General features: G+C 56.6%; 5 protein-coding genes and 1 pseudogene. 4 read left to right on the forward strand and 2 right to left on the reverse strand.

Features of this window, described 5'->3' with window-relative positions; all coding sequences use genetic code 11:
• The first annotated feature begins 6 nt into the window (after positions 1 to 6).
• Positions 7 to 9,699: a hemagglutinin repeat-containing protein gene (locus FE394_RS15350; RefSeq protein ID WP_319927238.1), complete on the forward strand. Its 9,693-nt coding sequence runs from the start codon at positions 7 to 9 to the stop codon at positions 9,697 to 9,699.
• Positions 9,700 to 10,012: 313 nt separating this feature from the next.
• Here the strand turns inward: FE394_RS15350 and FE394_RS15355 are convergent, their stop codons facing one another.
• The gene (locus FE394_RS15355; RefSeq protein ID WP_319927239.1) at positions 10,013 to 10,255 is read right to left on the reverse strand and encodes a SymE family type I addiction module toxin; all 243 of its coding nucleotides are present in this window, start codon (positions 10,253 to 10,255) and stop codon (positions 10,013 to 10,015) included.
• 177 nt (positions 10,256 to 10,432) lie between these two features.
• Here FE394_RS15355 and FE394_RS15360 point away from each other — a divergent pair.
• Positions 10,433 to 10,849: pseudogene (locus tag FE394_RS15360) on the forward strand (tyrosine-type recombinase/integrase); the annotation flags it as partial.
• Here FE394_RS15360 and FE394_RS15365 read toward each other — a convergent pair.
• Positions 10,835 to 11,128 (reverse strand): hypothetical protein, encoded by a 294-nt coding sequence (locus tag FE394_RS15365; protein ID WP_319927240.1) that lies wholly within the window; start codon positions 11,126 to 11,128, stop codon positions 10,835 to 10,837. The pseudogene FE394_RS15360 and the gene FE394_RS15365 overlap by 15 nt on opposite strands.
• A gap of 7 nt (positions 11,129 to 11,135) precedes the next feature.
• On the opposite strand from FE394_RS15365, the gene FE394_RS15370 reads away from it, so the two are divergent.
• Both FE394_RS15370 and FE394_RS15375 read left to right on the forward strand, forming a co-directional pair.
• The gene (locus FE394_RS15370; RefSeq protein WP_319927241.1) at positions 11,136 to 12,401 is read left to right on the forward strand and encodes a hypothetical protein; all 1,266 of its coding nucleotides are present in this window, start codon (positions 11,136 to 11,138) and stop codon (positions 12,399 to 12,401) included.
• Between the two features lie 341 nt (positions 12,402 to 12,742).
• Positions 12,743 to 13,180, forward strand: a complete 438-nt coding sequence (locus FE394_RS15375) for a hypothetical protein (protein ID WP_319927242.1) — start codon at positions 12,743 to 12,745, stop codon at positions 13,178 to 13,180.
• Positions 13,181 to 13,182 lie beyond the last annotated feature (2 nt).

A 13,182-nucleotide genomic window follows, 5' to 3' on the forward strand; every position in this document is an offset into this window, starting at 1 on the left:
AAACTGTTGGCCGAACAAGCGCTGACCGTGAACACGACGGGCACTATCGATAACCAGCGTGGCACGTTGCAGGGGCTGTCCGCATTGAACGTGACGTCAGGGGGCGATATCCAAAACGGCGGGGGCAAGCTGTTGTCCGATCAGGCGCTGACCGTGAAGGCGACCGGCAGTGTCGATAACCAGTCCGGTAATATCCAGGGCAAAGCGCTGGAACTGACCGCACAGACGCTGACGAATACGAAAGGTAAGATTGTCAGTCAGGGGCATCTGCAGCTTAAGATCAATCAGGACATGGATAATCAGCACGGACTTATTCAGGCTGATGATACCCTGGATATCCACACTGACGGTCACTGGAATAACCACGGCGGCACCCTGCAAGGCGGCAAACAGGTTGACGTCTCTGCCCGTAGCATGGATAACAGCGGCGGCACACTGTCGGCCGCTCAGGCACTGACCCTGAACGCCGACGAGAATATCGATAACCAGTCAGGGGAAATTAAGGGTGAACACCTGCAACTGACGGCATCACATCTGGATAATAAGAAAGGCAAGGTCATCAGCAAGGGACGTCTGAAGCTTGACATTCGGCAGTCGATTGATAACCGGCACGGGCTTTTCGAAGCGGCTGACGCCCTGGATATTCGTACCCAGGGCAATTGGGATAACCGCAACGGGATAGCCCAGGGCGGCAGGCAGGTGGATATCTCCGCCCTCCATATCAATAACAGTGATGGAAACCTGTTGGCCGAACAAGCGCTGACTGTGAACACGACGGGCACTATCGATAACCAGCGCGGCCTGTTGCAGGGGCTGTCCGTATTGCATGTGACGTCGGGGGGTGATCTGCAAAACGGCGGGGGCAAGTTGTTTTCTGATCAACAGCTGACCGTGAAGGCGGCCGGCAGCATCGATAACCAGTCCGGGTACATGCAGGGCAACTATTTGCAACTGACGGCACAGCACCTGAAAAATACACTGGGTAATCTGGTCAGCCTGGGGAACCTGCGGTTTGATATCCAACAGGCTATCAATAACCAACAGGGATTTATCGAGGGCGGTGACACGCTGGATATCCACACGGAGGGGCATTGGGACAACCGCGGCGGCACGGCCCAGGGCGGCAAACGGGTGACCGTCTCCACCCACAGCATGGACAACACTGGCGGCACACTGCAATCGATCGGTGACCTGACGCTTAATAGTATCGGCAATATTATTAATCAGGCGGGTAAACTGTCGGCACAGCAACATTTGCACTGGCAGGGCGGTACGGACAGCTTACTGAACAATAACGCGGGGACGTTATTTAGCGAAGGCAGGATGTCACTGTGGGGCGGACAGCTGACCAACCGCGAGCAAGGCGAGATCCAGGGCAAACAGGGAATAAAGTTGGATCTGGCGGGCAGCTGGGATAATCAGGGGGGGAAACTGATCAGCAGCGGGCACAGCACGGTGAATGCGCAGGGCCTCCTGAATGCCCAGGGAAAAATTCAGGTGCTGGACGCGCTGGATATGCGGTTCACCCAAACACTGAATAACAGCCAGGGCTACATTTTCAACAAGCTGGCGCAATCCCTGCGCGCGGAAAATATCCTGAATGCCCAGGGCTGGATAGGCACTCAGGGGGGCTGGTCCGCCACGGCTGACCGGTTTGATAACCAGGGAGGCAGCGTGTCGAGCCTGCAGGATGCCACACTGGCGGTCAGCACGCTGGACAATCAGAAAGGCGCACTGGGATCAGCGGGAACGCTGATGTTGCGCTCGGCACAGGCGGTTAATAATGAAGGCGGTAAAATCAGCGCCCTGAAGCGGCTGGATGTACAGGGCGCAACCGAGGGATCGGAGGCTGGCCGTGTGCTGAACGCGGGCGGGAAACTGCTTTCGGACGGCGCCCTGACGGTGACGGCGCAAAGTCTGGACAACGCTGACGGCCTGATTGACAGCCAGCAGCCGGTGCGGTTGCACTTAAGCGGGATACTGGATAACCGTGGCGGGAAACTGCTTTCGGACGGGGCGATGCAGCTGGATGCCCGGTCGTTGCTGAATGCCGCCGGGTCGATAAACAGCAAACAGCAGCTTGGGCTGCGCATTCTGGCACTTTTGGATAATACCGGCGGCACGCTGAAAAGTAACGGCGACCAGCAAATCTCAGCCGGGCAGGTCAACAACCGGCAGGGATTGTTCAACAGCCTGGGCGCGCTTGAAGTGACCGCCGGTCAGCTGGATAACCCGGACGGGAAGCTGATCAGCGGGGGGAACGGCATTTACCGCATCAATGTGATCAATAACGCGCAAGGAAAAATCCACGGCGGCGGCACCCTGACCTTTAAAGGTGAAACGATAAACAATCAGGCCGGGCAGCTGATCGCCACCGGGTCGATGCAAATCGACAGCCAGACACTCAATAACCACGGGCAGGGGAAAATCACCAGCCAGGACATGCTGACCGTGCACAGCGACCGGGTGAACAATCATGACGGCGGCCTGTTGCTGGGGACAACGCACACCGAATTGACGGCCCGCGAGCTGAACAACACGGCCGGCCGCCTGCAAAGTACCCGCACGCTGACCCTGTCAAATCTCGACAAGCTGATCAATCAGCAGGGGATGATCCGCGCCAACGGCACACTTAATCTCAATGCGGGTATTCCGTCCGTGCTGGCGCTGTTCAATCAGGGCGGCCTCGTCCAAAGCGGGGAACAGCTGACGGTCAATACCCACACCCTGAATAATACCGGCGGGACCCTGCTCAGCCAGCAAAGCCTGACGTTGGCCGTGCAGCAGGATTACACCCACCGGGCCGGCGATACGATTAGCAGTAACGGCACGCTGACCTTTTCGGTGGGCGGGCTGCTGACCAACCTAGCCGACTGGCGCTTGCCCGGCAGCCTGACCATTAACAGTGCCCACTTCACCAACCAGGGAACGCTGACCGGGAAAGACCTGCGGCTGACGACCGGCACCCTGCGCAACGAAAAGCGTCTGGAAGCCGACAGCATGACCCTCACCAGCGACACGCTGGATAACACGGACACGGTGATGGGGGATGCGGTCACGGTGCGCAGCCGGATTATCGACAACCACGGGCAGAACGCGGTGATGGCTGCAACGGAACGCCTGGATTTGCAGGCCGGTGAGCGCCTGACCAACCGTGACGGCAGCCTGATTTACAGTGCCGGCACCCTGCGCCTGGGCAGTGATGACCTGATTGAGAACAAAGCGAGCGGCATAGAGGCTGACGGGGATGTGTCGATTGAAGCCAACCGGTTGAATAACCTGCGCGAAGGGCTGGAGATTGTGCGCGAGGCGGAAAAGGGCGAGACCCAATGGCACCGTTACAACTACTACTGGCGCTCTTACGCGTCGGGGGTGAATCACGACAAAAATACCATGGCGCCCACCACCCAGCGCCTGACGTTCCGCGATGACGCCGCGGTGGAAAACAACCGTTATGGCACCCTGCTGGCCATTGATGCGGCCGGTAAACGGGCGCAGGTTCGGGTCAGGGATGACAACGAGCAACCTTATGAGCTGTGGGTCCATTATCTGGCCCTGAAACCGGGGCGCGACGGCAGTTATGACATGACGTTCTATGAGACGCGCGGCCATCGCCAGAACAGGGTGCCGACCCCTTATCACAATACGGTCTGGCGCGAGCACAACCGGGGACGGCTTGAGCAGTGGGACCCGGAGAAACACCTCGATATTGCCAATGTGCCGTTTGTGGATGATTACAACAACTTTCGTGAACGCTCGGCCACCGGCACGGTGACGCGGGACAAACTGGTGTCTGAAGGCATCGGTGCCCATATTCTGGCCGGGGGCAACATGACGCTGCGGATCACGGGGGAACTGCTTAACGACGCCAGTACCGTCAGTGCCAACGGTAACCTGGTGACGACAGGCGACGGCGAGATCACCAACCGGGCTTATTCCGTGAATGAACGGCGCGAGGAATTTCTGGTCGACCATTACGATCGGGATACCCGGCACTGGTATCCGAAACACCACAGCGATGAAACCGTCGCACTGGCGACCATTGACGCGATCATGACCGGGCACGGCGATGTCGCCATCCACGGCGCAAAACTGGAAAATACTACGGTCAACCCGGCACAAATCAGCATAGTGGAAGCGGCCCAGAAAGCGGCGGAAGCCGAGCGGGCGGAATGGGAACGCAACCCACTGGCGGTGACGGTAGAAGGGGCAGAGTGGCAGGAACAGGACAGCCAACTGGTGCTGGTCAACCGACTGCTGACGCCGCTCAAGCGGCGACTCACGTCAGTCGATCTCCCCCACTTATCGGATGACCAGCTGCTCACGCTGTTGAAGCGGGAACTGACACCGACTGACCAACCCGTCATACAGGATGGTCAATTGCTCACGCTGCTGAAGCGGGAACTGACGCCGACTGACCAACCTGCCATACAGGATGGTCAATTGCTCACGCTGCTGAAGCGGGAACTGACGCCGACTGACCAACCCGTCATACAGGGTGATCAACTACTCACGTTGCTGAAGCGGGAACTGACGCCGGCTGATCAACCCCTTATCTCAGATGAGCAATTGCTTACACTGCTCAAACGGGAACTCACGCCTGCCGCCCCACCCCTTAAGCCGATCGAGCGCCCCCTGACGCCGGCTGAACTGGCCCTGACCGACCAGCAAAAACTGGCGCGGGTCGCCACCTTTGTGCCCAATAACGGCCTGTTCCGTCAGCACCCGGCAGAAGGTAGCCCCTATCTGGTGGTAACCGATGAACGCTTTACCAGCCGGACCCGGTTTATCAGCAGCGATTACCTGTTGCAGCGGGTGGGGTATGACCCGGCGCAGGTGCATAAACGGCTGGGGGACGGTTTCTATGAGCAACGTCTGGTGCGTGAGCAGATACTCAAACTGACCGGCCGCCCTTCCGTGCGCGGTGAAGATGCGATGGCACAGTACCAGACCCTGATGAACAACGGGACGAAGGTGGCCAACGACTTCCGGCTGGTGCCGGGCGTGGCGCTGACGCCGACCCAGATTGCGGCGTTGCAGCAGGATATCGTCTGGCTGGTGAGCGAGACGGTCGAAACTGCCAGTGGTTCGCAGACGGTCTGGGTGCCGAAGGTCTATCTGGCCAACACCACGCTGCGGCTGACCGGCCAGGGGGCCCTGATTGGCGGGGGCAACCTGCAACTGTCCGCCAACAGCCTGACTAACGCCGGTAACCTGTTTGCCGAGCGGGCCCTGAACATTGATGCGGACCAGTTCCTGCACCAGGGCGGGGATATCCGCGCAGAGCGCATTGACGTGCAGGCGGAGAGCCTGACCTTAAGTACCAATTTGCAGGATGCCCTGCGCCAGGCCTCGATGAGCGCCCGGGAGCTCAGCCTGCGCGGCGGGGATATCCAGCTGCGCGGGGCGAAACTGGAGGCTACCCGTCATCTCAGCCTGAGTGCGCGCGATAATCTGGATATTGCTGCCGCCAGAAGCACCACGACAGGGAACATTGCGGTTATTTCCGGGGCGATGGGTAACCGCACCAGCGACGGTATGGAAGAGGCCGGGCAGCGGATGGCGAGCGTCAGCGGCGAGTGGCAACAGGCGCTGGGCAGTCAGCTTAATGCCGGGGGTAACCTCAGCCTGCGCGCCGGACAGGACATCACGTTGCAGGGGAGTCAGGCCAACGCCGGGGGAACGGCGCAGGTACAGGCCGGCGGCAATGTGAACCTGCTGGCGGAAACCACCACCAACAGCACGCAGCTGGAAGCCGACAGCCGGACCTCGTCGGTGAGTAACCGGCGTGAGGAAGATCGGCTGCATCTCAGTAGCCTGAGCGGTGACCGGGGTGTGACCCTTCAGGCGGGGGAAAACCTGACGGCCGAAGGGGTGCAGGTTGACAGCCGGTCAGGTCATATCGGGCTGGATGCCCAAACGGTGATTATCAGGGATGCGCGTCAGCGTGTGGCAGACCAGGACAGCGAGCGCAAGCGCGAGGGCAGTACGAACAGCCGGCGGGAGATGGAGAGCGTCAGCGAGCACAGTGTGGGCAGTACCTTCAGCGGGCGTGACGGCGTTGCGGTGATGGCGCGTGAGGGAGATATCACGGTCACCGGCAGTACGCTGCACAGTGAGCAGGGGGCGCTTGAATTGCAGGCGAAACAGGATATTACGCTGAACAGCGCCAGCGAAAGTGACTATCAATTCTCAGAGTCCAGTGCGAATAAAAAAGGCGTGCTGTCAAAAAGCAGCCGCCATACCGTACAGGAAGACCGCGTGACCCGTGAGCAAGGCACCCTGCTCAGCGGCGACAGCATCAGCATCACAGCGGGCAACGACCTGAGCGTGAGCGGGTCGGCGGTTGCTGGGGATAAGGACGTGACCCTGCAGGCAGGCAATAACGTGGCGATTACTGCCGCCACCGAAACCGAGTCCCATTATTTACTGGACGAGAAGAAAAAGAGCGGGCTGCTCAGCAGCGGGGGCATCGGTTTCACCGTGGGCAGTCAGTCTACCCGCCATCAGGTTAATGAAGACGGCATTATCCAGAGCCAGAGTGTCAGCACGGTGGGCAGCAGTCAGGGCAATGTGAATATCACGGCGGGTAACCGGGTGCAGGTCGGCGGGGCCGATTTGGTGGCCGGGCAGGATATCACTATTACCGGCGACAGTGTGCAGATTGATCCGGGTCAGGACCAACGTCGCCGGGAAGAAACCTTTGAGCAGAAACAGTCCGGCCTGACGCTGGCGCTGTCCGGCGCGGTGGGCAGTGCGCTCAATACCGCGGTCAGCACGGCCCAGCAGGCCCGAACCGAGGGGGACGGGCGGCTGAAAGCGCTGAAGGGCACCCAGTCGGTGCTGTCCGGGGTGCAGGGCTATCAGGCATGGCAGCTCAGTCAGGCTGAATCCGCCAAAGCGGATGCCATCAATCAGGCGGGCGGGGATGCGCAAAAACCGACCGACACTATCGGTATCCAGCTTTCTTACGGCAGCCAGTCGGCGAAATCCGAAACCCGCACGGAGCAGACGCAGTCACAGGGCAGTCAGCTCAATGCCGGGCGGGATATCCGTATCACCGCCACGGGTGACAAGGCTCAGGCAGACAGCGGCAATATTCAGGTGGCAGGCAGCAGCCTGAAAGCCGGGCGGGATGTGGCCCTGGAGGCGAAACAGGATATCGTCCTGCAATCCGCTGAAAATACCCAGACCACCCGCGGTGAAAACAGCAGTAAAGGCGGCAGTGTCGGTGTGGGTCTGACCGCCGGTCAGGGCGGTTACGGCATCAAATTCTCCGCCAGTGTCAACAAGGGCAAGGGGCATGAAACCGGCGACGGCGTGACCCACAGCGAAACGCTGATTGATGCGGGCAATCAGGTCAGCCTGAAAGCCGGTCAGGACACCACGCTCAAAGGGGCGCAGGTCAGCGGCGAGAAAGTCACGGCGGATGTCGGCCGTAACCTGCATCTGCAAAGTGAGCAGGATAAGGACAATTACGATGCCAAACAGGAAAACGTCAGTGCGGGCGCCAGCTTTACTTATGGCTCAATGAGCGGTTCGGCCAGTGTTAACGCCAGCCGTGACAAAATCCACAGCCAGTTCGAGTCCGTCAACGAACAGACGGGGATTTTTGCCGGTAAAGGCGGTTTTGATATCAAGGTGGGTGAACATACCCAGCTTGACGGCGCGGTGATTGCCAGCACCGCCGATAAAGACAGGAACCGTCTGGAGACGGGCACACTGGGCTTCAGTGATATTGAAAACAAGGCAGAATACCAGAGTGAACACCAGAGTGTCGGTATCAGCACCGGCGGCGCGGTGGGCAGCCAGCTGGCGTCCAATATGGCCTCGAATATGCTGGCCGGCAGCAATAACAGTGACAGCCGGTCTTCCACGACCCATGCGGCGGTCAGTGACGGCACGATTAGCATTCGCGATGCCGATAAGCAGCAACAGGATGTGGCGGACTTAAGCCGCGATACCGACAACGCGGCCAACAGCCTGAGTCCGATTTTTGACAAGGAGAAAGAGCAGCAGCGGCTGGCGCAGGCGCAGGCCATTGCCCAAATCGGCACGCAGGTGCTGGATATTTACAGTACGCACGAAGCGATTAAAGCAACGAAGACCGCCACGGAAAAACTGAAAGACCCGCAAACGCAGCAGGCCCTGAAACAGCAGGCGGAAGCACAGCTGAAACAGGAAAACGGCGATATCACCGCGGAGTCCATTGCCGACCGGGCGCATAAAATCGCTTACGACGCAGCGCTCAAGGCTCAGGGCGCAGAAATTGGCGGCGGCCAGCGTCAGGCGGTGACGGCGGTGGTGACTGCCCTGCAAGGGCTGGCCGGCGGCGATATTAAAGCGGCCATCGCCGGCGGCGCAGCGCCTTATCTGGCCAATGCCGTCAAAGACCTGACCTACGGCGGTAAAGCGTATGAGCAACTGACGGCGGAGGAAAAAGCCACTAATCTGCTGGCACACGCGATTTTAGGCGGCGTGATTGCTGAGATGAAAGGCGGCTCAGCAACCGCCGGCGCTGTGGGCGCGGCCGGTGGTGAACTGGCGGCCTCGGCGATTGCCAGCGTGCTCTATTCCGGCAAAACCATGGATGAACTTTCACCGGATGAGAAGGAAAAAGTCAGCAACTTGTCTACAATTGCAGGAGGACTGGCAGCGGGGCTGGCAACCGATTCCACGGCGGGCGGGGTGAGCGGGGCAGAGACGGCGAAGAATGCGGTTGAGAATAACTTCCTGAGCTTTGATGAAGCCCGTGCCTTTGATAAAGAAATGACGGCCTGTAAAGCGGCAGGAGAAGGTTGCCAGCCTGTTATTGACAAGTATGCTGCAATACATAGAAAAAACTCAGAAGAATTTAGAAAGGCGTGTGACGGGAATTCATTAGAGTGCACGGCCGGCTATGAAAGGCTTAAGCTTAACGGTGGGATCTCGGCGGCAGAGAGACCAACATGGCTTTATGGTTCTCTGGATAATGAAGAAGTCAAAAATGCCGTGCTCTATGTCAATAGTCAGGACGCAGAATATGCCAACAAAAACACAGATAATTGGGACAGATTTGGGGCGTTTGTCGCAGAGCCCGAAAATACCTTTGGTTTGATGGCCGGAGGGCGCTCGTTATTTAATTCAGCGGCGTCGGGTAATGCCAAGATAATAGGTACGGGCTTAAGTATGGGCGCGAATGGTGCCGTTCAAGTGTATAACGGCAACACGGGCGACAAATTTGACTATTTGAGTTTCTTCACTGCTGGAGCAACTGGCTGGAGCGGAACAGGTCGGTCACTGTATGCCAATGTGGGCGTAAATGTCGGGGGTGCATATCTTGGCAGTCAAGTAACGGGTCAAAACTCAGAAGCCGCGATGGTTGGTGCTGCATTTGGGACAACCCTAGGGTATGGTATTGGCTCCGCAATTACCAGCCAGTGGGAATCGCAGTTGATTAAAAATCATTTTGGTATGCCGGGAAGTCATTATTCGCTGAAGTACAGCGATGTTCCTGTTTATTCTAATTTTTTGACTAAGGGAGCTGAGTTAAGTCCAATTCCTGGAATTATAGGAGGAGCAGCGGGTTCTGGTGTTTTAGAGTATAGCGGCGCGACTATAAACAGCAATATTGTGAATGAACAATCAACACATAGTAATGATATAAGCAATAAAATGTTAAGTGGTAAGGATAAAGTAATCAAGAAGGATGGTAACTAATGAAGCCTTCTATAACTTATTTGATTTTATTGGTAACAGTTTGTGCAATAGCGTTTTCATTCATTTTGATATCATCGGAATGGCTTTTGACGAACAGAAGTATTTATCAACTCAATTGGATAAAGGGGCTGAAAGTTGGCAGCCTCATCGGAGGAAGCGTAGGAGCAGTTGTTTGGTTGATGCTCCGCTTTAATATACGCTAGTTGCGTTTTAATCTCTGTTAGCTACGTTAGATCCCAGTTTAAATGAACTGCACCTAAAAATCAGAACCTAACTGATTAAGGTGCAGTTCATGAGAGCCGGGATTTTCCCGTCAGTTGTTCTCAACAAGCCGAATAATCAACAGCCCGTGCTCAATGCTGACCTGCACCGGCTGCCCGGTCATAAAGCCCGCCTCTTCCAGCCAGTTGCCCTTCAGGTGCAAACTGGGGTGCTGGCTGTAATGGCGGGTCATGCCGGTGCTTCGGTCAGCGTGACGGGTACTGATGTAGCCGACTTTATAACGGCGCTGGGCTTTCGAACTGTTTGAATTTACATTACAATCGCGGTTAGCCATGATGAACTACCTCACATAGTTGGTTATGGTGAGCGGTTGTAGCAGGTTGCCGCCTGCTGCCTCCGCGTTAAAAAATCCTTTCCTTTAATTGCCTGTCTTTTATTGTTGTGCCTGCGCAATCACTGCATCCAGCATCTCCGATACCAGCTTCTGCTTGGCGCGGGGTAACTGACTGATAATCCTGACGTGAAATCGTTGTTCGTGGCGATGGACGGTCAGGACGGCTTGCAGGCCAACGGCATCAGCAACATGGTGACGGCTTACATCAAAGCGGTGGGGATCGAGAAAAAAGGGGCGTGCCACCTGTTCCGGCACGCCATGGCGACGCAGATGCTGGAAAATGGCGCTGACCTGCGCTGGATACAGGCGATGCTGGGCCATGCGAGTGTCGAATCGACGCAAATCTATACGCAGGTCTCCATACGGGCATTGCAGGCGGTGCATGCCAGCACCCATCCGGCTGAGCGGCAGACTGACGAAACGCCGGAGAATGACGAAACGGGCTTGCTGGCCGACCCGTACGCCGAGGAGAATGCCGACACGGAAACCGCAGCGGACAATCCCACGCCGACCTCAACCCTAAAATCCCGTTGACACCCCGCCAGTTCCCGTTAAGTTGTGCGGGGTTCGGCGCGGGGGCAGACCGTGGCCGGACTGCCCGTTGGCTTCGGTGTTGGCGGGGGTACGTGGGCAATGGCCGGCCTGAACAATCGTGTCCCCGTTAAGAATGTGCAGGCCGGCCAAAGCCCACTCAACATAATGTGGGGGAATTATACGCACGGCGCCGGGCAGCTTCCAGCGTTCACCTACGCAACGCAAAGCGGCTTCATGCGTATAATTTACATTATGTCTGGCGCCCCCGCTTATCGGCATCGCTTACGTGGCGCACAAGGCTGCGCCTTCTGCTGTCAGCGTCTCAGCCAGTCCTCAGCAAAAAACCGCGTTCTTCTTTAGCTGTCCTGCCCCTGTTCGGCCAACAACCCTGAAGGCAGGTCGGCCTGCGGCCTCCGGTTTTACCTCCCCCGCCCCGACCCCGCTGCACTGGCTACGCGCGGCTCGCACTGCGCGTTGCTCCGTTGCTCGTTGCCGTGCTCGCCATATCCGCCCCGTGCAGCCCCCGCAGGGGGCTTCCCAGAGAAATCGGCGCAGGCAACAAAACGGTGCACACTCTGAAACTGCGGCGTCTGAGAGCGTCGCAGGGGCGCCGCTTGCAGGCTCTATGCCGCCCGCACCCGCAGAACGGCCGCCCGCCGCCCAAGCAAGTTGGGCGACGTTCGCCCGTTGCCGAAAAGGGCGCTACACTTTACCCTTGGCTTCGGGCAAAATCGGCGTTGGGGGCAAAAAAGTGCATCAGGGGTTTTTGGGTGCGACTGTCAATATCAACAGGCAAAATCTTCCTGTAACTGGCTGGTTGCACTGGGAAAATCGGTGTTCTTCTGTCAACGCCGCACTGGAATGGGTTGTTGTCGAGAATAATGCAATGGGCGCACTGGCCGGCTCCAATCTGGGGTTTTGGTTTGGTGACTCACCGGACTGTGATATGGCCTGTAAAGCGAATATTGAGAAAACCGTCGCTGATGCAAATCTGACAATATCCTTGGTATCAATGACCGTTGCAGGAGCAGCTCCAGGTGTATTACCCGCAGAAATGCTCGCAACAGGCTTGATAGGTGCAACTGCGAATACAGGCATTCAGTATGGATTCACAGGAACCGTTGATCCAAAAGATGTGGCTTTTGCATTCTGGACAGGGGCAATTACGGCGGAAACAGGATTGTGGGGAACCATAGGTTGGAATGCCGGGATGGGAGGCTCATTAAGTGCCCTAAAAGGCGATGATCCCCTAGTAGGCGCAGTGAGTGCCGGGATGGGGGCTGGATTTGGGTATGGAGCTGGCAAGACATTGAATTATAGCCTCAATAAGACAGGCTTATGGTGGTCAGGAGGCTGGAATCCGAAATTCAATCCTAAATTGCAGGGTGGTGCGATACAAGGGCAATTAGGACTTTCGAAAGATATGAAACCACACCCTTTACCTGGCATTTTGGGAAATATGGGAGCTGCTGGCACAACGGAAGTAACAAACACTCTGATTCAAGGAGAGATTAAAGAAGATAAGGAGAAAGTTAATGCGGATGAAAAATAATCAACCAATGTTTGTTGTTATAACGAGCATTATGTGTGGTATCGCTATGTTTTTGATAATTATAATATCCTTTTTTATTGGTAGGTGTTTAATCTGGTGGTTCGTTAGTGGTGAATTTGTTTTTTCTCATGAGTATGTAGAAACGGCTTTCAGAGTAGGTTTGATCACAGGGCCAATAGCTGGAATAGGGACTTGGTTTATAGTATACAAGTTACGTAGATAACATTGAGATCCCAGCCTAAAAGCTGGGATCTTCTTTTTAACTGTCATTTTTTCTCTGACGTGGCTAAAAATGCGGTTAAAGGGATTTCCTGAGTCCGGAAACCACACCGAAAGGGCTGATGGAGTATGGTCAGGCACAGAGCTCACTTGCCATACAAATGCTCAAGAACGGCGCGACTCCGTATGAATTGTCAGAAGCACTGGCGAAACAGGCGAGAGGAACGCACCCGGAAGGGCAAGATCCGGCCAGAGGATTGATTGTCGCCTGGGGGAGCTTTTTTGGTGTACCGCTGGATGTGGTGATGTCCAATGAACAGATGACACCCGAGAAAGCGGCTGAAATTGTAGCCAGCGGCATTCCGACCAGTGAAGCGAAGGTGATGCAATATGTGGTGGCGAAGGCGTTTTTAGCAGTCACTAAAGGCGGCAAGGCAGAAAATACGTTACCACAATGGGGAGTGGGTGAAGGGAAATTTAGTTCCAAAGAAACCGGTAAGGTCACAAATGTCGAGTCACCAGCAGGGAAGTTTGATGGAAAGTTACCTACGTCAAGATAATG

It is taken from the genome of Xenorhabdus littoralis (assembly GCF_033949345.1).
GTDB lineage: Bacteria > Pseudomonadota > Gammaproteobacteria > Enterobacterales > Enterobacteriaceae > Xenorhabdus > Xenorhabdus littoralis.

What these genes read in the sequence shown, in the direction of transcription:
- FE394_RS15355 (WP_319927239.1), bottom strand. Translation starts at nt 10,255, where the DNA reads ATGGCTAACCGCGATTGTAATGTAAATTCAAACAGTTCGAAAGCCCAG.
- FE394_RS15365 (WP_319927240.1), bottom strand. Translation starts at nt 11,128, where the DNA reads ATGCCGATAAGCGGGGGCGCCAGACATAATGTAAATTATACGCATGAA.
- FE394_RS15375 (WP_319927242.1), top strand. Translation starts at nt 12,743, where the DNA reads ATGGAGTATGGTCAGGCACAGAGCTCACTTGCCATACAAATGCTCAAG.